The sequence below is a fragment of the Klebsiella sp. CN_Kp113 genome (genome assembly GCF_040064585.1).
Classification (GTDB): Bacteria; Pseudomonadota; Gammaproteobacteria; order Enterobacterales; family Enterobacteriaceae; genus Klebsiella; species Klebsiella michiganensis.
In genome coordinates this window covers 100,697-121,184 of sequence record NZ_JBEAID010000009.1, presented here as the reverse complement: position 1 = coordinate 121,184, position 20,488 = coordinate 100,697, and the positions used below count along the sequence as shown (strand labels likewise).

At 55.7% G+C, this 20,488-nt stretch carries 19 protein-coding genes; 6 read left to right on the top strand and 13 right to left on the bottom strand.

Going from position 1 to position 20,488, the window contains the following annotated elements:
- The first annotated feature begins 82 nt into the window (after positions 1–82).
- Together dinG and ybiB are read left to right on the top strand one after the other, a co-directional pair.
- Positions 83–2,227 (top strand): ATP-dependent DNA helicase DinG, encoded by a 2,145-nt coding sequence (gene dinG / locus ABLV30_RS03940; protein WP_265800473.1) that lies wholly within the window; start codon positions 83–85, stop codon positions 2,225–2,227.
- Between the two features lie 42 nt (positions 2,228–2,269).
- Positions 2,270–3,238 (top strand): DNA-binding protein YbiB, encoded by a 969-nt coding sequence (gene ybiB, locus ABLV30_RS03935; RefSeq protein ID WP_265800475.1) that lies wholly within the window; start codon positions 2,270–2,272, stop codon positions 3,236–3,238.
- Positions 3,239–3,375: 137 nt separating this feature from the next.
- Here ybiB and ybiJ read toward each other — a convergent pair whose 3' ends face one another.
- The 5 genes from ybiJ to ABLV30_RS03910 all read right to left on the bottom strand — a co-directional run bounded on the left by ybiJ (position 3,376) and on the right by ABLV30_RS03910 (position 8,179).
- Positions 3,376–3,636, bottom strand: coding sequence for a DUF1471 family protein YbiJ (ybiJ, locus tag ABLV30_RS03930; protein ID WP_004130722.1), 261 nt, complete (start codon positions 3,634–3,636; stop codon positions 3,376–3,378).
- Positions 3,637–3,920: 284 nt separating this feature from the next.
- Positions 3,921–4,187, bottom strand: a complete 267-nt coding sequence (locus ABLV30_RS03925) for a DksA/TraR family C4-type zinc finger protein (RefSeq protein ID WP_004130731.1) — start codon at positions 4,185–4,187, stop codon at positions 3,921–3,923.
- Between the two features lie 68 nt (positions 4,188–4,255).
- Entirely contained in the window at positions 4,256–4,933 is a 678-nt protein-coding gene (ybiX, locus tag ABLV30_RS03920) for a PKHD-type hydroxylase YbiX (RefSeq protein ID WP_004849092.1), read from the bottom strand.
- 45 nt (positions 4,934–4,978) lie between these two features.
- Complete coding sequence (locus ABLV30_RS03915; RefSeq protein ID WP_348865555.1) at positions 4,979–7,267, bottom strand: catecholate siderophore receptor Fiu; 2,289 nt, start codon at positions 7,265–7,267, stop codon at positions 4,979–4,981.
- A 252-nt stretch (positions 7,268–7,519) separates the two neighbouring features.
- On the bottom strand, positions 7,520–8,179 hold the full coding sequence (locus ABLV30_RS03910) for a flavin reductase family protein (RefSeq protein WP_348865554.1): 660 nt from the start codon (positions 8,177–8,179) through the stop codon (positions 7,520–7,522).
- A 95-nt stretch (positions 8,180–8,274) separates the two neighbouring features.
- On the opposite strand from ABLV30_RS03910, the gene rlmF reads away from it, so the two are divergent.
- Entirely contained in the window at positions 8,275–9,189 is a 915-nt protein-coding gene (rlmF, locus tag ABLV30_RS03905) for a 23S rRNA (adenine(1618)-N(6))-methyltransferase RlmF (protein WP_348865553.1), read from the top strand.
- Here the strand turns inward: rlmF and ybiO are convergent.
- The 6 genes from ybiO to rhtA all read right to left on the bottom strand — a co-directional run bounded on the left by ybiO (position 9,184) and on the right by rhtA (position 15,745).
- Positions 9,184–11,394, bottom strand: coding sequence for a mechanosensitive channel protein (ybiO, locus tag ABLV30_RS03900; protein ID WP_348865552.1), 2,211 nt, complete (start codon positions 11,392–11,394; stop codon positions 9,184–9,186). The genes rlmF and ybiO overlap by 6 nt on opposite strands.
- A 110-nt stretch (positions 11,395–11,504) precedes the next feature.
- Positions 11,505–12,227, bottom strand: coding sequence for a glutamine ABC transporter ATP-binding protein GlnQ (gene glnQ, locus ABLV30_RS03895; protein ID WP_004849106.1), 723 nt, complete (start codon positions 12,225–12,227; stop codon positions 11,505–11,507).
- On the bottom strand, positions 12,224–12,883 hold the full coding sequence (gene glnP, locus ABLV30_RS03890) for a glutamine ABC transporter permease GlnP (protein WP_004100490.1): 660 nt from the start codon (positions 12,881–12,883) through the stop codon (positions 12,224–12,226). Before glnP ends, glnQ begins: the two co-directional genes overlap by 4 nt.
- A 133-nt stretch (positions 12,884–13,016) precedes the next feature.
- Positions 13,017–13,763, bottom strand: coding sequence for a glutamine ABC transporter substrate-binding protein GlnH (glnH, locus tag ABLV30_RS03885; RefSeq protein WP_004849110.1), 747 nt, complete (start codon positions 13,761–13,763; stop codon positions 13,017–13,019).
- Positions 13,764–14,135: 372 nt separating this feature from the next.
- Positions 14,136–14,639, bottom strand: a complete 504-nt coding sequence (gene dps / locus ABLV30_RS03880) for a DNA starvation/stationary phase protection protein Dps (protein WP_004130751.1) — start codon at positions 14,637–14,639, stop codon at positions 14,136–14,138.
- 218 nt (positions 14,640–14,857) lie between these two features.
- Positions 14,858–15,745: a threonine/homoserine exporter RhtA gene (rhtA, locus tag ABLV30_RS03875; RefSeq protein WP_257198868.1), complete on the bottom strand. Its 888-nt coding sequence runs from the start codon at positions 15,743–15,745 to the stop codon at positions 14,858–14,860.
- Between the two features lie 351 nt (positions 15,746–16,096).
- On the opposite strand from rhtA, the gene ompX reads away from it, so the two are divergent.
- Positions 16,097–16,609, top strand: coding sequence for an outer membrane protein OmpX (gene ompX / locus ABLV30_RS03870; RefSeq protein ID WP_004130755.1), 513 nt, complete (start codon positions 16,097–16,099; stop codon positions 16,607–16,609).
- Positions 16,610–16,678: 69 nt separating this feature from the next.
- Here ompX and ABLV30_RS03865 read toward each other — a convergent pair whose 3' ends face one another.
- A complete protein-coding gene (locus ABLV30_RS03865) occupies positions 16,679–18,256 on the bottom strand; it encodes a phosphoethanolamine transferase (RefSeq protein ID WP_032694517.1) in 1,578 nt (525 codons plus the stop codon).
- 267 nt (positions 18,257–18,523) lie between these two features.
- Positions 18,524–18,649, bottom strand: a complete 126-nt coding sequence (mntS, locus tag ABLV30_RS03860) for a manganase accumulation protein MntS (protein ID WP_004100500.1) — start codon at positions 18,647–18,649, stop codon at positions 18,524–18,526.
- Between the two features lie 182 nt (positions 18,650–18,831).
- Here mntS and mntR point away from each other — a divergent pair, with 182 nt between their 5' ends.
- Together mntR and ABLV30_RS03850 are read left to right on the top strand one after the other, a co-directional pair.
- A complete protein-coding gene (gene mntR / locus ABLV30_RS03855) occupies positions 18,832–19,305 on the top strand; it encodes a manganese-binding transcriptional regulator MntR (protein WP_014228517.1) in 474 nt (157 codons plus the stop codon).
- Entirely contained in the window at positions 19,302–20,408 is a 1,107-nt protein-coding gene (locus ABLV30_RS03850; protein ID WP_046878648.1) for an anion transporter, read from the top strand. Before mntR ends, ABLV30_RS03850 begins: the two co-directional genes overlap by 4 nt.
- Positions 20,409–20,488 lie beyond the last annotated feature (80 nt).

Genomic DNA, 20,488 nt, shown 5'->3' with positions numbered 1-20,488 from the left:
CCAGTTTGCTCAGAAAGACGTTCCTTCCGACGGCTAAAAAATGGCACAATAGTGGCTGTTTATACAGTATTCAGGTTTTCTCATGGCTTTGACCGCAGCGCTGAAAGCGCAAATCGGCGCCTGGTATAAGGCGCTTCAGGAACAAATCCCTGACTTTATTCCCCGTCCTCCGCAGCGGCAGATGATTGCCGATGTGGCGAAGACGCTCGCCGGGGAAGAGGGGCGACATCTGGCGATAGAAGCCCCGACCGGCGTCGGCAAAACCTTGTCATACCTGATTCCCGGCATCGCCATTGCCCGTGAAGAACAAAAAACGCTGGTGGTCAGTACCGCCAACGTTGCTCTGCAGGACCAAATCTACAGTAAAGACCTGCCGCTGCTGCGCAAAATCATTCCCGACCTGCGATTTACCGCCGCCTTTGGCCGCGGGCGCTACGTCTGCCCGCGTAACCTGGCCGCGCTTGCCAGCACCGAGCCAACGCAGCAGGATTTACTGGCCTTTCTTGATGACGAACTCACGCCTAACAACCAGGCGGAACAGAAGCTGTGCGCGACGCTGAAAGCGGACCTTGATAGCTACAAATGGGACGGCCTGCGCGATCATACCGATAAAAATGTGGATGATTCATTATGGAGCCGCCTGAGCACCGATAAAGCCAGCTGCCTGAACCGCAACTGCCACTATTATCGCGAATGTCCGTTTTTTGTCGCCCGCCGGGAAATCCAGGAAGCGGAAGTGGTGGTGGCGAACCACGCGCTGGTGATGGCGGCGATGGAAAGCGAAGCGGTGCTGCCGGAACCGAAGCATCTGCTGCTGGTGCTGGATGAAGGCCACCATCTTCCGGAGGTGGCCCGCGATGCGCTGGAAATGAGCGCGGAAATCACCGCCCCCTGGTACCGCCTGCAGCTGGATCTTTTTACGAAACTGGTCACGACCTGCATGGAGCAGTTTCGCCCTAAAACCACGCCGCCGCTGGCGAATCCCGAGCGTCTGAATGGGCATTGCGAGGAGCTCTATGAGCTCATCTCCTCCCTGAATAATATCCTCAATCTGTACATGCCGGCCGGGCAGGAGGCGGAGCACCGCTTCCCGATGGGGGAGCTGCCGCAGGAAGTGATGGAGATTTGCCAGCGGCTGGCGAAGCTCACCGAAACGCTGCGTGGTCTGGCGGAGCTGTTCCTTAACGATCTGGGCGAAAAAACCGGCAGTCACGACGTGGTGCGTTTGCACCGGGTTCTGCTGCAGATGAACCGCGCGCTGGGGATGTTTGAAAGCCAAAGTAAACTGTGGCGGCTGGCATCGCTGGCGCAGTCCTCCGGCGCGCCGGTGACCAAATGGGTCACCCGCGACCTGCGGGATGGCCAGATGCATATCTGGTTCCACTGCGTGGGGATCCGCGTCAGCGATCAGCTGGAGAGGCTGCTGTGGCGCAGCGTCCCGCATATCGTCGTTACCTCTGCGACGCTACGCTCGCTCAATAGCTTTTCGCGTCTGCAGGAGATGAGCGGGCTGAAAGAGAAAGCGGGAGACCGCTTTGTGGCGCTGGATTCGCCCTTTAATCATGTCGAACAGGGTAAAATCGTCATTCCGCAGATGCATTACGAACCGCTTATCGATAACGAAGAGCAGCATATTGCCGAGATGGCCGCCTATTTCCGGGAACAGGTTGAGAGCAAAAAGCATCTCGGCATGCTGGTACTCTTCGCCAGCGGAAGAGCGATGCAGCGGTTTCTCGAACACGTTACCGATCTGCGCCTGCTGCTGCTGGTTCAGGGGGATAAGCCTCGCTACCGGCTGGTCGAGCTGCATCGTAAACGCGTTGAAGGCGGCGAGCGCAGCGTACTGGTTGGGCTGCAATCCTTCGCGGAAGGCCTGGATTTAAAAGGCGAACTGTTAAGCCAGGTGCATATCCACAAGATCGCTTTCCCGCCGATTGACAGCCCGGTGGTGATCACCGAAGGCGAATGGCTCAAAAGCCTCAACCGCTATCCGTTCGAAGTTCAGAGCCTGCCCAGCGCGTCATTCAACCTGATTCAACAGGTTGGCCGCCTGATCCGTAGCCATAGCTGCTGGGGAGAGGTGGTAATTTATGATAAACGCCTGTTGACCAAAAACTACGGTAAGCGTTTATTGAATGCATTACCCATATTTCCGATAGAGCAGCCAGCCGTCCCTGAGGTTATAGTAAAAACTAAAACAAAACAGACGCGTCGCAAACGGCGTTAGCGGTGCAATGTCGACGCGGTGAGAAGCTCAGAGGAGCCTGCAATGGACTACAGCAAGATCGTTAAAGAAGTCGGGCGCGGAAAAAACCACGCTCGCGACCTGGACGTGGAAACGGCCCGCGCGCTCTACTCGCGGATGCTTAACGGCGAGGTGCCTGACCTTGAGCTCGGCGGCATTCTTATTGCCCTGCGCATCAAGGGCGAAGGTGAAGCGGAGATGAAGGGCTTCTATGAAGCGATGCAGGAGCACACCATTAAGCTGACGCCGCCGGTCGGCAAACCGATGCCGATTGTGATCCCCAGCTATAACGGTGCGCGTAAACAGGCCAACCTGACGCCGCTGCTGGCCGTCCTGCTGCATAAGCTCGGCTTCCCGGTCATTGTTCACGGCGTTAGCCACGATCCCACCCGCGTGCTGACGGAAACCATTTTTGACCTGATGGGCATCCCGGCGACGCTTCACGCGGGCCAGGCACAGGCGCGGCTAGACAGTCACCAGCCGGTTTACGTTCCGGTTGGCGTATTTTGTCCGCCGCTGGAAAAACAGCTGGCGATGCGCTGGCGCATGGGCGTGCGTAACAGCGCCCACACCCTGGCCAAGCTGGCGACGCCGTTTGCCGAAGATGCGGCTCTGCGCCTGTCGAGCGTTTCGCACCCTGAGTACGTCGGTCGGGTCGCGAAATTTTTTGCCGGGATCGGCGGCCGGGCGCTGCTGATGCACGGTACTGAAGGCGAAGTTTACGCTAACCCGCAGCGCTGCCCGCAGATTAGCCTGATTGATGAGACCGGTACGCGGGTGGTTAACGAGCGTCAGGATGGCGCCGCTGCGCAGGCAGTCGCTCTGCCGGAGTCAAAAGATCCCGAAGTGACCGCGCGCTGGATCGAGCGCTGTATGGTCGGGAGCGAACCGCTGCCGTCATCGTTGAAAATTCAGCTGGCCTGCTGTCTTCTGGCCGCCGGCGTGGTCTTGTCTCTGGAGCAGGGGCTGGCGAAGGTGGCTAAGAGCTGGTAACTCTATCGCAGGATCGCAGGCAAAAAAAAGCCCGTCCAGTGGCATGGACGGGCAAGGCAAGGGTATTAAAGGATCTTACAGGGTTAAAAAACAGTGGCATTACAGGGTGTTGCTGTTGCTACAGGGATAACTGACGATTATTTATAGATAACCGCAGTACCGCTCAGTTTGTTGTTGCTGTTAGCGGAGGTAATGCTATAGCCGGTTGCACCAGCGGCCTCGGCTTTTTCAGCCAGTTTAGCTTCCAGTCCATCCAGCGTCGTCGCGCCTTCAGCGGAAACCACACCAATTTTGTTCATGCTCTCTGCCTGAGCCGATGTCACCGGCTGAGCGGCGAACGCGCCGAAAGACAGAGCGGAAAGGGCGATAGCGGCGGCAGCATATTTGATGTTTTTCATAGTTAATCTCTCGCAGGTTGTTCTGTATAGGGGACGATGTTCCGTCGATGTGATAAGTATCACGGTTTTTAGCGGGAGATAAAATCGAAGGAAATTAACAGTCTTCATCTAATTTTTTGAATGATTATTAATTTATTGAATATTAATAAATTATTTTAGCCGGCGGCGGCGAAACAGGTCGGGGCGGCGAACGGGGGGCTGGAAGGGCACATTTTGCCACGCCGTTTGCCAAAAAACGTGCGCGAAAAGATAACGCGATGTGCGTAATGAACGGTAAATATTGGTCAGCGAAGCTGGCTATCCTTGGAGCCTCTGCGATTATATCCTGAAAATGTATTGTTATGTAAATCTTTCTCCTGTTGGCATTTTACGCAGTATTTCACCCCCGCCACCGCCCGTCGGCGCGCCTCAGGAATCGGCTCTCCGCATTCTTCACAAAATTTGTTGCTTTCCCCCGATGACAGTTCGTTTCGCGCCCGAGCTATCGCGTCGTTGATGGTGCTGTCGATCTGTTCCTGCACCGCGTCATCATTCGCCCAGCCTGATGCCATAGTTCACCTCGCTATCTCGCCTCTCTTTAGTATAGAGAATATGGGGATAAAAAATGACCAGACAAGGCTCAGATCTCTGACCATTCGCGCAGCAGGTTATGGTAAAGATTAAGCAGAGACAGGACTTCGTCACTTTCGCCGTGGCGGCTTTTTAATTTCTGAATATTGCCATCCAGTTCAAACAGCATACTGCGGCGTTTATCGTCGCGGATCATTGACTGAACCCACAAGAACGAGGCGACGCGAACGCCTGAGGTCACCGGGGTGACGCAGTGCAGGCTGCTTGAAGGATAGAGCACCAGGTCCCCGGCAGGGAGCTTAACCGAATGCTGTCCGTAGGTATCGTTCACGACCAGCTCACCGCCTTCGTAGCTCTCCGGGGGGCTTAAAAAGAGCGTGGCGGAAAGATCGGTGCGCATCCAGCCTCCCTGCGCCTGGCTGCGCACCGCGCCGTCGACGTGGAAACCATAAGTTTCGCTCTGCTGATAACGATTAAACAGCGGGCTGGAAATCGCTTTCGGCAGCGCGGCGGCAAAAAACAGCGAGCTGCGATTCAGCGCCGCCAGTACGTTGCCCTGAAGTTCGCCGTAAAGATTGCTGTGGGTATCAACCTGCTGGTTATTTTTGACCTGGGCGCCCAGATCGCCGGTCGTCACGCGCCCGTCGACCCATTCCGCCTGCTGCAGCTGAGCGATAAAATCGTCCACTTCCTGAGAGCTGAGAACGGCGGGAATATGATACATCATCGTTTTATCTCCGGAGAAAACGGGGCGCAGCCGCCCCGGGGTGGATCAGAAGTGCATATTGGCGGTGAGCACGAAGGTTCGCGGTTCGCCCGGGTGATAACGGTAGCCGCTCTTGTTAATCGAGGCGACATAGTCAGTATCAAACAGGTTGTAGACGTTCAGCTGCAGGTCGAGATTACGGTTAATGCGATAGCCGACTTTGGCATCAGCCACCCAGTAGCCTTCGGTATAGGAAGGCGTGCCGACCGCACCGTCGCTGCCGCGATGCATGCTGCCGACGTATCGCGCGCCGGCGCCGACGGCGATCGCATCGGTGGCCTGATACTGGCTCCAGAGGGTAAACGCATGCTCTGGCGTATACGGCAGCGCGCTGGTGCCATCCTGGGCGGTATTCGCGCCTTCACGAACGCTGGCGTGCTGTTGGGTATAGCCGCCAATCACCTGCCAGTCGGGCGTGATATTACCGGCCAGAGAGATCTCATAGCCTTCAACGCGCTTCTTACCGTACTGCGAATAGCTGCCGTCGTCGTTCTGCTCGACTTCGTTTTCAATATCGGTGCGGAAGAGGGCGGCGGTCAGCAGCAGGCGCTTATCCATCAGCTCCCACTTGGTGCCGACTTCGCTGGTTTTGGCCTTCTGCGGTTTAAAGTCGGTTCGGTTGGCGCTGCTGCCGGTGCCGCTTTGCGCGAGGGTGAAGTTGCTCCCTCCCGGCGGCTGCTGGGAGACAGCGTAGTTGACGTAGAGGTTGCCGTTATCGGTCAGGTGGTACAGCGCGCCGGCCTTCCAGTTAACCAGGTTACCGCTGGTTGAGGTATCGACGGTGGTGACGGGGGTATTTTTCGCGACTCCGGTCGGGCAGGCGATGGCGCCGCGTCCGGTACCGCCGCACAGGCTGGCGCTATCGTATTTGGTCTGGTAGTTATCCAGACGGATCCCGCCGTTAAGTTCGACGTCCTGGGTTATCTGCAGCGTATCGAAAGCATAGACGCCGAAGGTATCCGTCTGTCCGTTAGCGTTGGCGCCGCTGCGGTTCAGGCCGCCGATGGAGATATCGCTGTTCGGATGATAAATATTCACCGCCGGAGGCGTGAGCGGATATACCCCGTAGTTGGTCTGGGTTTCGCGGGTAAATTCCACACCGGTGCTGACGTCATGACCGATGGCCCCGGTATAGAACGTCGACGTCAGGTTAGTCTGGTTGGTCAGGATCTTGTTGCTAATGTCTTTGGTATTCGCCAGGCGCGACCAGGTCCAGGTGCCGACATCGTTGGGGTTTGGCTGAGTGATGTTTGACGCGCCGCCCATCACCGCAGTCATCAGGTAATCCTGCTTCACGCGAGACCAGCGGGTGGTGTTGCGAATCGTCGTCGTGTCGCTCAGGTCGTGCTCGAAGCGCATCGTCACGGTATCGGTTGTGGAATCATCGTAGTCGGAGTCGGTGCCGTAGAAGTTTCTGGTGGCGACCTTGCCGGAGTGATTCAGCGCCGAGGTGCTGGCTCCAGGGGCGGAATAGCCCGGCAGACCGATGGTGGGAATGCCGCCGTCGGGCGTGTTGTGCTGGGTTACGTGCAGATAGTTAAGATACAGGCGGTTTTCGGTGCCGAGGCCAAATGCGGCCGATGGCGCGACGCCGTAACGCTCGTTTTTCACCTTGTCCCGGCCCGCATCGTGGGTTTTCTCGCCCATCAGATTCAGACGCACCGCGCTGGTTTCGCCAATGGCCTCGTTAATATCCAGGGTGCCGCGTCGGAACCAGGCGCTGCCCGCGCTGGCGGAGGCGTCGATGCCGGAATCGAGGCGCGGCTGTTTGCTGATCATATTGATTGAACCGGTCGGCGCGCTGCGTCCGTAGTCGGAGCCTGAAGGTCCCTTGATGACTTCGATCTGCTCGGTATTAAAAGTATCGCGGCTGACGCTGCCGATATCGCGGATGCCGTCGACGTAAATGCTGTTGGAAGTGTCCGCCCCGCGCATGTAAATCGCGTCGCCGGTCGTCGAGTTGCCGTTTTCGCCGGCAAAGAAAGCGCCGACGCCGGGAACGTTTTTCAGCGCGTCGGTGAGGTTAGTGACGCCCTGGTCCTTCATCACCTGCTCAGAGACCACGCTAACCGTCCGCGTCGTGTCGGCGATCGGGCGTGAAAATTTAGGATCGGCGGAGCGGGTCGGCGCGTACAGCGATGGCGTCTGCGCTTCGACCACCAGCGTTTCGCCGCTATTTTTTTCAGTGCTATCCGCGGCAAGCAGCTGGCCGGTCGGAGAAAGACTCAGGCATAAGCCGGTGAAGAGAGTGAGCGAGTGAAAACTGCTGAACGGCAAATTGTTATTTTTTTCCATATCAATAAGTGACTTATAATTTTAATTAGGCCATAACGACCGCAGACGAAGCGTTGCTTCGCCCCGACCACTGCAGGTGATTTTTTACAAAAGCAATGAGTTTGATAATGATTGTGATAATCATTATCAAACAACAAGCGAATTTCTATCACTCATTTATAAAAAAATAAATACATTTATTTACATTGGCTGCATTTTTTCTACATAAAGGCGCGCCGGGCAGGCGAGGTTGTCGCGGGAAATGGCATTCAGCTACCCGGCCTGGAAAACGGCGTTAGTACAGGCCGGGTGGGAGGGGTAGCGGGCGTCCGGACGAACGAGGTCAAAGCGCAGGCTTTCATCAATGCCATAATAGGCGCTGGGGCCTCCGGCGCGCAGAATCGGCTGGGCCCTGGCGGTCTGGTAAATTCCGTCTTCCAGCAGCGATTCATCGATATGCACCGCCACCACTTCGCCCAGCACCAGCCAGGTGTCAACCGCTCGCCCTTCTGCGGTCGTTAACTGGATGCATTGTGAAAGGCGACACTCGAAGTTTACCGGGCTTTCGGCGACCCGCGGCGCGCTGACGATGCGGCTGGGAGCGGCAGTCAGCCCGGCGCGGATGAATTCATCTTCATTATGGGGAAGGGTGGCGGAGGTTTCGTTCATCGCGACCGCCAGAGGCCGGGTGGCCAGATTCCAGACGAACTCTTTAGTCTCAGCGATATTCTGTACGCTATCTTTCCAGCCGCTGCTGGCAAAACCAATAATCGGCGGCCGATAGTTAAAGCAGTTGAAAAAACTGTACGGCGCGAGGTTACGCTGGCCGCTGTTATCAAGGGAGGCTATCCAGCCGATGGGGCGCGGCCCGATAATGGCGTTAAGCGGGTCGTGCGGCAGCCCGTGTCCGTGCGAAGGTTGGTAGAAATACATACGACACCCGTGACAAAAAAAGAGATAACCAGACTCACTTATTTACCGCGCCGCCGTCAACGGGTATCTTACGCGGCTGTTCAAAGGAGATTGCCATGAAAGCCCAGAAACCGGGGTTACACCCGCGTAACCGTCACCAACAACGCTACGACCTGCCCGCGCTGTGCCAGGCCCACCCTGAGCTCCAGGGCTTTATCACCCTTAACCCGGTGGGTGAGCAGACCATCGACTTTGCCAATCCGCTGGCGGTGAAGGCGCTGAATAAAGCGCTGCTGACGCACTTCTACGCGGTGAAACACTGGGATATTCCCGACGGCTTTCTCTGCCCGCCGGTGCCGGGCAGGGCTGACTACATCCATCATCTCGCCGATCTGCTGGCGCTGGATAGCGGGACGATCCCGGCCAACGCCAGCATTCTCGATATTGGCGTTGGCGCAAACTGCATCTATCCGCTCATTGGCGTGCACGAGTACGGCTGGCGTTTTACCGGCAGCGAAGTGAACGCCGACGCGTTCGCCAGCGCCCAGGCTATCGTCAACGGCAATCCCGGCCTGACTCGCCAGATCCGCCTGCGTCGTCAAAAAGACGCTAAAGCGATTCTGACCGGCATTATTCATAAAAATGAGACCTACGACGCGACCCTGTGTAACCCGCCGTTCCATGATTCCGCCGCCAGCGCGCAGGCGGGTGGTGAGCGTAAACGTCGCAACCTGGGACTGGGCGAGGAGAGCGTGCTGAACTTTGGCGGCCAGCAGCAGGAGCTGTGGTGCGAAGGGGGCGAGGTTGCGTTTATTACGCAGATGATTGCGGAGAGCCAGCAGTTTGGCCGTCAGGTGAAGTGGTTTACCTCCCTGGTTTCTCGCGGCGACAATTTGCCGCCGCTCTACCGTGCGCTGACCGACGTCGGCGCGGTGAAAGTAGTGAAAAAAGAGATGGCCCAGGGAAATAAGCAGAGCCGCTTTATCGCCTGGACCTTTATGGACGAAGCCAAACGTCGCCGCGCTTTATAACGTGGGCTCGGCGGGTGCCGGCGGTCCCGCCAGTGCCGGCATCGGCAGAACCTGGTAAGTTTGTACCGGCGCCCGCACGCCCGCGAGGTCAAAATGCCTTTTCACCTGAGTGTCGAGGGCGAACCTTACCGTCCACTGCTTCAACGGCAGGGTGGTAAAGGTGACGCGGAGGGTGAAGGAGGTATTGCTTAAGCCCACCAATCCAGCGAAAGAGGGCTCGCCAATGATCAGCCCGCGAATCTCTTCCTGCGCCATCACTTCCGCGACCGCGTCTTTCAGCGCCTGGTTGGCCTTATCCAGATCCTCCTGTCGATCAACGTCATAGTTGGCCACCACCGAGCCGATCCCGCGCACGAAGTTGGCGAAGGTGGTTATCGAAGACCACGGAATAATGTGATAAGCGCCAGTATCCTGGCGTACGCCGACGGAGCGAATCGACATGCGTTCTACCGTCCCGGTTAACGGCCCGATGGTCACCAGATCGCCGGTATTCATGCCGTTCTCAAACTGGATGAAAATCCCGGTAATAATATCTTTAACCAGGGTTTGCGCGCCGAACGAAATCGCCAGCCCCAGCGCGCCAGCGCCGGCCAGCAGCGGGGCAATGTTCACGCCCACTTCCGAAAGCAGGATCATGATAGTAATGGTGCTAATGACCACCGCCAGCGCGTTGCGAAACAGCGTCAGCAGCGTTCGGGCGCGGGCGCTGGGCAGCGGGCGGCCGTGAATATCCGATGCCAGCCGGTTCTCAATCAGGCTGGCGAGCAGCGTCCAGCCAATTGCCGAGAAGAAGAGGATCAGCGCGATACGAATCAGCACATCCACCGCTTTTTGCCCGCTGCCGTTATGCATCCACTGCCAAAAATCGAACAGCCCCCACGCGCTGAGCAGCAGCATGATCGCCACGCAGACCGTCAGGATACGCGCGGCTTTCAGCGACGCGGAGATCCAGCCGTTCAGCCGTTTTTGCAGTTCGGGGTAGTTGCGCTGGGTTTCCGGCGACAGGGTGATGGTTTTCGCAATCCAGCGCGACAGAATACCGGAGACCAGCGCGGCGGCGCCGATGATGGCCAGGCTGCGCAGCGTCGCGCCCATCATAAATTTCAGGCTGTTGCCGGGATCAAACAGGGAGAAGAAAAACAGCACGATAAAATAGGCGCAGGCCAGCCAGTGCCAGATCAGCGCAAAGGCGCGGATAAACAGGCTAAAGAAGGCCAGCGAGCGGTCGGCGAGATGGATAAGCCCTTGGGTAATCAATTTCTTATTGTGAAATATCAGGTACAGCGCCCAGAGCGTAATGCACAGCATAATCACCACGTTGGCCAGCGCTCCGAACTGTACGTTGACCTGGTTGGAGATAATCGGCACCGCGACGATGAGCCCGTAGCCAATCAGGCTGCTCAGCGCGCTGAGACGCAGGTTCCAGTATTTCGCCGCTTCATCGCTGAGGTTGAACGGGCGTAGCTCCGGGATGCGGGGGCAAAAAATAAGCCGCAGAATGGCCTTGAAAAATTCAATCAGCGCGAAGGCGTTGAGAAACAGGCTTTGTTGAAAGGCGATGGTGGGGTTGTTACCGTTCAGGCGGTCGCTTAAAAGCTGGCCCACGAAGAGCGTGAGCGCCAGCAGAAGCAGGTCAAAAATAAACGCGCCGGCGATGGTTGCAGGTAGCTGAAGCCAGTTGCTGCGGTCGCGGTTTTTATGCCGTCCCCAGTGGCCCATTTTGCGATACAGCGGCAGGGCCGCCAGGCGTACCAGCCACCAGAACGCAAAGACCAGGCCCGCCAGCAGCAGGAAATGCCAGGCGGCGTTGGTGAAAGTCTGAGAATTAAACGCTTTGTGCGGAGAGCCGGTGATGTTGCGCCACAGCTGGGAGAAGCGCGAAGAGAGCTGCTCTCCGTATTCGCGGCTGATGTGGGTGACGTTCTCCAGCACCGTGGTCTCGTCTTTTATTTCCGGCGGCGTCAGCTTCGGCGTACTGTCCGGCGGCGGCGTGGCGGCGGCTTTCCGCAACTGCTCGATAAGCTCCTGACGGGCGTCGGCGTTTTCAAGCACGTCGGCCAGCGCGCCGTAGGCCGCTTTCTTCTGCGCCACATCGGGTTCACTACTGCTGGACGGGTCCGCTGTGGTTGCCGGAACGCCGGGCAGCGTCGCGGCCCATAGCGGAGCGGTGAAGAGTAGGGCAAGCAGTAACAAAATCCGCGGCACAGGCACCTCCATTGCATCTCAAACCAATAAGTATAGAAGATGAGATCCGCAGAGCGAGGTTGGGATGATTCTGGAAAGCGGCTCTCCCGCGAAGGGAGAGCCGGGGGGCATCAGGCTACGTGCTGCAAAAACTCGCGCAGGCGCGGGCTGGGCGGGTTATTCACCAGCATCTGCGGATCGCCATCTTCCGCAATGCGCCCTTTATCGATAAAGATCAGGCGCGACGCCACTTTTTCGGCGAAGCCGATTTCGTGGGTAACGATAACCATGGTCATGCCTTCTTCGGCCAGATCCTGCATCACTTTCAGCACTTCATGACGCAGTTCAGGGTCAAGCGCGGAAGTCGGCTCATCAAACAGCATCATTTTGGGTTTAACCGCCAGCGCCCGGGCAATGGCCACGCGCTGCTGCTGTCCGCCTGAAAGCTCAGAAGGGTAGTGGTGCGCACGTTCCGCGAGGCCCACTTTCTCCAGCAGGTCTTTCGCCAGTTTTTCCGCCGCCGCTTTATTGGCGCCGCGAACGCGCAGCGGGCCGAACATCACGTTTTCCAGCGCCGTCAGGTGCGGGAACAGATAAAACTGCTGGAATACCATCCCGGCTTCCTGGCGAATCAGCCGCTCGTCAACCTTCGGGTCGTTGACCTTCAGACCGTCGACGATCAAATCGCCGCTGGTAATCTCTTCAAGTTTGTTAATACAGCGCAGCAGGGTCGATTTACCGGAACCGGACGGCCCGATAATCACCACGACTTCGCCCTGGTTGATCTTCAGATCGATATCATGCAGCACCTTGGTTGGGCCAAAATGCTTGGAAACGTTTTTAAATTCAATCACAGGATTTTCATCCTTCTTTCAAGACGACGCAGAACAAAGCTCAGCACCAGGGTGATGATCAGGTAGATAACCGCAACGGCGCTCCAGATCTCCAGCGCGCGGAAGTTACCGGCAATAATTTCCTGGCCCTGACGGGTCAGTTCGGCCACGCCGATGACGATAAACAGCGAGGTATCTTTGATGCTGATAATCCACTGGTTGCCCAGCGGCGGCAGCATACGGCGCAGCGCCAGCGGCAGGATCACGTAGCGGATAGTTTCCCGACGAGAAAGGCCCAGCGCGAGGCCGGCTTCCCGGAAGCCTTTATGGATCGACAGCACCGCGCCGCGGGTGATTTCCGCAATATAGGCGCCGGAGTTGATCATAATGGTTACCACCGCCGCCGAGAACGGGTCGATGCGTAAATCGCTAAACGCCATCGGCAGGGCGAAGTAGATGAACATGACCTGCACCACAATTGGGGTGCCGCGGATGATTTCGATAAAGACCAGCGCGATGTGGTTGGCAATCCAGCCGCCGAAACAGCGGGCGAAACCGGCCACCAGACCGATTATCAGACCGCCGACCAGGCCGAGGACCGAAATCCACAGCGTCATTTTGGCGCCTTCCAGTAAAATTGGGATGGCGGGCCAGATGGCACTCCAGTCAAACTGCATAATGTGTTCCTGTTACCGTGTCGAAAACAGAGGAAAACCCCCTGAGAAAACTATTCAGGCCTGCTGACGGGTAGCCCGGAGAGCTCCAGGTCTACCAGACCACAGCAGGCCTGGAAGAGAGTATCGCTAATTATTATTTGGGTTCAGTACCGAACCATTTTTTATAAATTTCGTTGTAAGTGCCGTTCTCACGCAGCGTTTTCAGCGCGCCGTTCACTTTTTCACGCAGCTCGTCGCTGCCTTTCGGGAAGGCGATACCGTAGTTTTGCGCTTCCAGCGAGTCGCCTACCGCTTTGAACTTGCCGTTACCCGCAGTTTTGATGAAGTAAAGGATGTTTGGCGTATCGTGCAGAACCGCATCAGCGCGACCGGTACCCAGTTCCATATAGGCGTTATCGATGTTCGGGAACTGGCGCAGATCTTTGGTTTTGATATTGGCTTTCGCGTAATCAACGGAGCCGGTGCCGCCCTTCACGGCAACCACTTTACCGTTCAGATCTTTGACATCTTTAATATCGTTATTATTCGCGTTAACCATGACCAGCAGGCCGCTTTTGTAGTAGCCGTCAGAGAAGTCGATCGCTTTTTTACGTTCGTCGGTGATGGTGATCCCCGCCAGCGCGAGATCGATGTTTTTGGTCTGCAGCGCCGGAATGATACCGCTGAAGTCCATTGGCTTCAGGGTGTAGTCAAGCTTCAGCTCTTTCGCAATGGCAGCCCACAGGTCAACGTCGAAACCGACATACTTATCGCCCTGTTTAAATTCGAACGGTACAAACGCCGTGTCGGTCGCGACAACCAGTGTTTTATCAGCGGCGTGAGAAGAAACCGCAAAAGCCAGGGTCAGTGCAGCCAGTGAAACTTTAAATACAGACTTCATAGCATTTCCTTTTATATCCACGGGACGATCCCCTGCGAGAACGAGTTGCCTTATGAAAAAATCATGCCACTTTTACAACCTGTTGTTTTATAACAAGCAGGAAGGCGCCTGTTGCACAATTTTGATAACGGATAACGTTAAATGCACCGATATGGGGCGCTGTTTTGGTGCGTCATAAAGGCATCGCATAACAAGAGCATTTTTAACGCAAACCCTGATGTTAAAACAATCTCGGCGTAACGATTGTGTGAGGTGATTATTACAATTGTTTTACTTTTGCGCGTATTTTGTACATTCTCATGCACTGAAGTGGTGCGCGGCGGGGAAGTGGAAAGAAAAAAAAGCCGCCAGCATGGCTGACGGCAGTTGGCCTTACTCGATATTGGCTTCGATGAACCACAGGAATTTATCCAGGTCGCGGGAAGCGGCGGTAAAGATATCAGCGGTATCTTCATCTTTGGCTTCATCGATGGCTTTACGCACATCGTTGGCGACGATCGCATAGCGGTCGGCCAGCTCTTTCAGATGGTCCTGGACGCTATGGATATCCAGCGGGTAGCTTTTCAGCGGGCTTTTGCTGTTGATGACCTGAGTCGTACCCAGCGCTACGCCACCAAGCTGTACGGCACGTTCTGCCATCGTATCAAGGTGGTCGACGAGCGCAGTGCGGAAGCCGTCCAGCATCTCATGAACGGCAATAAAGTTTGCACCGCGCATATTCCAGTGAGCCTGTTTGGTAATCAAAGACAGGTCAATGAACTGGATCACCTGGCGATTCAGCAGCTCAACGGTCGCTTTCTTCGCGCTATCAGCGACGTCGTTACGGGTATAGAGCAGATTCGTTGCTTTAGTTTTAACCAGTTTTGCGGTACTCATAGTGTCATATCCTCTTGATATTTGTACTCGTCATACTTCAAATTCGAATTATTCGGAGCGTCTCATCCCAATAACTTGCGGAATTAAGTATAGCAACGGATTTGAGCTTTGCAGCGGCGGTAGTCTCTATCGGTCTGATAGCGCAGGGCTGTTAGTCAGGAAAAATAGTTTATAAATTAAGGAGATGATTGAGTTTCTCGTCAATCAGCTCCTTTTCGCTAGCTGATGTCGACCTTCTGTATCTTCGTTTCCCGACGCATCGTCAGCGTGGAGCCCATCGAGGCAAGAATAATCGCCCCCAGCGCCAGCGTTTGGGTCGCGGTTAGCGTTTCCCCAAGAAACACCATTCCGGAAAGCGCGGCGAGAGCCGGCTCCATGCTCATCAGGGTGCCAAAGGTCTTGCTGGGCATGCGGGTCAAGGCAACCATTTCCAGAGAGTAGGGCAGCGCGGTCGATAAAATGGCGATCCCCAGTCCCGGCAGCAGCAGCCCCCACTGAAAGAGCGTATCGCTGGCCTGGATCATCCCCATCGGGACGAAGACCACCGCAGCGATCAGCGACCCCATAGCGACCGTTGCGGGGCCATGCTCTTCGCCGGCGCGCTGGCCGGTCAGAATGTAGACCGCCCAGCAGGCGCCAGCGCCGAGGGCCAGCAGCGCGCCAATGGGATCGATCTGCGCCACGCTTTGCCCCAGCGGCAGTAGAAACCAGAGCCCGAGCACCGCCAGCGCCACCCAGACGAAATCGAAAGGGCGACGGGAGCCAAAGAGCGCCACCGCTAGGGGGCCGGTAAATTCCAGCGCGACGGCGACGCCTAGCGGAATGCGCTGAATCGATAAATAGAACAGGTAGTTCATCGCACCGAGCGACAGGCCGTAGAAAAGCAGCGGCAGGCGCTGCTCCGGGGCAAAGCGCAGGCGCCAGGGTTTGAAGATAACCACCAGGATGAAGGTGCCGAGCGCGAGGCGCAGGGCGGTAACGCCTGGCGCACCCACCAGCGGGAAGAGTGACTTGGCCAGCGAGGCGCCACTCTGGATCGAAATCATGGCAATTAAAATAACCAGTATCGGCAACCATGCCGGTACTTTGCGGGAAGAGCCGGGCATCCTTTCTCCTGTCAATTTTGTCAAATGCGGTAAAGGTTCCAGTGTAAATGAATTACCCCGCGCCGGTTGAGCTAATGTTGAAAAAAAGGGGTGTAAAAGCAGTACAATAGCGCGGGGTTGAAGATAATTTCACCAGAAGATTAGGAATAATCTGGATACACGTCTGGCGCTTTATGAGCCTTAATAGGAGTATATTTGTAAAAAAGGTTTGTTTTCCAGTTTGTTATAGAAACGTAGAAACCTTTAGTTACATGAAAAAGTACGTTAGACAATGTAAAGTGAAAAGAGTTTCCCAAAAGTTTTTGTTATATTTAAGGCTTAGGACTTATTAGAAACACATTTGAGGTGGTTATGAATAAAATTGCACGTTTTTCAGCACTGGCCGTTGTTCTGGCTGCATCCGTAGGTACCACTGCTTTCGCCGCGACTTCTACCGTTACCGGTGGCTACGCGCAGAGCGACATGCAGGGTGAAGCGAACAAAGCAGGCGGTTTCAACCTGAAGTACCGCTACGAGCAAGACAACAACCCGCTGGGTGTTATCGGTTCTTTCACCTACACCGAAAAAGATCGTTCTGAGTCTGGCGTTTACAAAAAAGGCCAGTACTACGGCATCACCGCAGGTCCGGCTTACCGTCTGAATGACTGGGCGAGCATCTACGGCGTAGTGGGTGTTGGTTACGGTAAATTCCAGGACAACAGCTACCCGAACAAATCTGACATGAGCGACTACGGTTTCTCTTACGGTGCTGGTCTGCAGTTCAACCCGATCGAAAACGTTGCTCTGGACTTCTCCTACGAGCAGTCTCGCATTCGTAACGTTGACGTTGGCACCTGGATTGCTGGCGTAGGTTACCGCTTCTAATCACTCCGGTGATATAAAAAATCCGCCTCAAGGGGCGGATTTTTTTTGCCTGCGGTTTACGCAACCGTGTTAATTGACGGTAAACGCGTCGGTACCCAGATGGGTATAGTCCACTTTCTTCAGCTGGAAGTTAGTGATGTAGATGGGGCCGGCCTTCTGTTCCGAGATAAAACGATAGCGCGGGGCAATCTCCTGAGCGCTGATGCCGGTCCACTGCGAAAAGAAGCTGAGGAAGTCGTTGGCGGACCGCCGCGCTTTAATGACCTTATGCGCTTTATCATCGCTGGAGATCACCATAAAGGGGACCTGGAAATTCTGCTGGTACTTATCGTCGTGCGCCAGATACTGCACCTCTTTCCCGCGCTCTTTAAAAGCCAGACCGTGATCGGAAAAATAGGTCATCGAGAAGGTTTCGCCCGAGTTTTGTAGCTGAGTATAAAGATCGCTCAGCAGCGTATCGGTTTGCGTCATGGTGTAGAGATAGCAGGAGGTCTCTTTCGACTGAACAAAAACCGCGTATTTCCCTTTGGTGCGGTCGCAGGCCTGCGGATGCGAACCCATCAAATGCAGGACAATCAGCTGCGGCTGGGTGCGGCGGGTGGCAAGCACCTGCGCGGTCAGCTTTAATAGCTGCTCATCCTGAGTGTTTTTATTGGCCTCGAAATCGCCGTTCTTGAGGAACTGAACTTCGTCCGCGCGTTTGGCGATGCTGGCAATTGCCGTATCGTATTCGCCAATTTGCCCCTGATTCGAGAACCACCAGGTCTGAAAACCGGCGCGGTTGGCGAGGGTGACAAAGTTATCCTGAAACTGCGGTTTATCATCGACCACCCGGTTGAGGGTTAAACCGAGCGATTTCTGCGTTGAACCGCTGGCGGCAACGTAGTCATTGAACAGATAGCCTTTTACCGAGCTGGCGAACGGGGTGTTGTCCCAGTGGCCGCCAAAGGCGCCGAGCGCATCGCGACGCGCGCTCTCGCCGATCACCACCACATACAGATGATATTTGGGCTTTACCGCCAGCACGTGCCAGCTGTCTTTCATATTCGCCAGCTGCGCCATTCGCGCCTGCTCATCCAGCACTTCATTATTATTCACCACCACGTCTTTAACGAAGCGTACGGCGGGGTAGCCGGTGTCGATAACCTTAAAGACGCCGCCCCAGGCGAGGTTTTGCACCGGCTGGAGAAAGAAAATAGCGGTGCAGAACAGCAGCCCCAGCGTCTCCATTTTCCCCCATCGCGCCGATGCATCCGGCTTGCGCCGTACGGCAATCACGCCGAGCGCAAAGATAAACACGGCCAGCAGATAGTTGTACCACGGGAAAATGGTCAGGATCTCGGTGGACTCTTCGATGTTTGTGGCATGCAGCGCCAGCAGCGTGTTGAAATTGGGCGCGCCGTAGGCCTGGCCGAAAGGATAGTACATGGCCGCCAGCAGCGAATAGGCGCCGATCGTCACTTTTTGCGCGCGCGGAAAGCTGCGCCACAGCAGATGCAGCACGCAGGTAAAAGCAACGGTATAGAGCAGGCTAAAGTCGTAGCCCAGCGCCAGGTTAATAAACAGCGATTGTAAAAAGTAGAATCCTGTCCATGGGTTCAGTACCAGTCCGCGGGCGACCAGCGTTTCTTTCAGCGTGACATTCATAGTAAACAATCAAAAAGAGCCATGTGCGTCCCCTGGCATCAAGGGGTAAAACCTGCTGGACAGTGCGTGAAGAGGGTCTCTGCGAGCCGCAGTAGTGGCAGGGCTGACAAAAGATAGGGCTTGCAAATGTTAAGGTCAACCATCCATAACGGATTGTTTTGGGAGGAAGCTTACAAAACTTGAAAAAAGTTGCCGTAGCGCTGAGTAATCAGCCAGTTTGACGGGGAATTATGACAGAAAAATGAAGCGGCGTACCGCGACGCCGCATTAGTTGTTGGGTTTATCCTGCTGGGGCTTGCCGTTGATCAGATCGCACAGCATACCGACAAGCATTAACCGTACTTTAAAAGGAGAATGGGTAAACACGTTTAAACACCTCTTGAATTCATTCATCTCGACCTCCTGTAACTTCGTCCTTCACTCCTTGAAGGATGTGTGTATTACATACAGATATAGCACAGGCTATATTTTATAGCTATGGCTAAAACGTTAATTTTTTGTTCTCTGTGCGCGATCCATTACAATAGGGATCCTTTTATATGATGCTTGATGCGTCACAGGAATGAGGAAGCACAATGAACCGTCGCGCAGGTAAGCCAATAACAAAAAAAGTGACGCAGCTAGTGAATGTCGAAGAACACGTTGAGGGGTTTCGTCAGGTGCGCGAGGCGCATCGTCGGGAGCTGATTGATGACTACGTGGAGCTGATCTCCGATCTGATTATGGAAGTGGGGGAAGCCCGTCAGGTGGACATGGCCGCGCGTCTTGGGGTGTCGCAGCCAACGGTTGCGAAAATGTTAAAACGACTGGCCAGCGTCGGGCTGATCGAACAGATCCCATGGCGGGGGATCTTTTTAACCCCGGAAGGTGAGAAGCTGGCGCATGAAAGCCGCGAACGCCACCAGATCGTCGAAAACTTTTTACTGGTGATCGGCGTTAGCCCGGAAATTGCGCGTCGCGACGCCGAAGGCATGGAGCACCACGTCAGCGAAGAGACGCTGGCGATGTTTAAACAGTTTACCCTCAAGCAGGGGTCACCGGGAGAATGAACCTCGTCTTTGTTCAGTCGCTAATCCGCGACCGTTTTTTGCATCTGCTGCTGATCGTCGGCGTTGTTTTAAGCTTTTTTGTTCCGTTTGCCCCTGCAGGCTGGCTACACGCCATTGACTGGCATACGATTATCACCCTTAGCGGGCTGATGCTACTGACCAAAGGTATTGAACTGAGCGGCTATTTTGACGTAATAGGTCGCAAAATGGCGCGCCGCTTTGTGACCGAGCGCCAGCTGGCCATCTTTATGGTGCTGGCGGCCGCGCTGCTATCCACCTTCTTAACCAACGACGTGGCGCTGTTCATCGTCGTGCCGCTCACGCTGACTCTGAAAAAATGGTGCGCCATCCCGACAAGCCGTCTCATCATTTTTGAAGCGCTGGCGGTGAACGCCGGGTCGTTGTTAACGCCCATCGGTAACCCGCAAAACATTCTTCTCTGGGGGCGCTCGGGCCTCTCCTTTCCGGCCTTTATCGGCCAGATGCTGCCGCTGGCGGCAGCGATGATGCTCACCCTGCTGGCGCTGTGCTGGTTCTGTTTCCCCGCGAAGCGTCTCGACTATCAGAGTAGCGACAGGGCGCCCTCCTGGCGGCCAAAGCTGGTCTGGAGCTGCCTGGCGTTTTATGGGGTCTTTTTAGCCGCCTTAGAGCTGAAGCAGGAGCTGTGGGGACTGGCACTGATCGCGCTGGGTTTTTTGCTGCTGGCGCGGGCGGTCATTATCCACGTCGACTGGACGCTGCTGCTGGTCTTCATGGCGATGTTTATTGACGTTCACCTGTTGACCCAGCTACCGGCTCTCCAGCATGCGCTTAACGGCGTCGGCCAGCTCTCGGCAGGCGGATTGTGGCTGACGTCGATTGGCCTGTCGCAGTTTATCAGCAACGTCCCGGCGACCATTTTGCTGCTCAATTACGTTCCACCATCGGTGCTGCTGGCCTGGGCGGTAAACGTCGGCGGGTTCGGCCTGCTGCCGGGCTCTCTGGCAAACCTGATTGCGCTGCGCATGGCTGGCGATCGCCGTATCTGGTGGCGTTTCCATATCTACTCTCTGCCCATGCTGCTGTGGGCCGCGCTGGTAGGGTACGGATTGCTGCAGCTCTGATTTTCAGAGAATTGGGCAAGAAACGGACAGAAACGCCACATTCGCGCTCTCCTTTTCCGGGGTATAACGTTATTCACGAT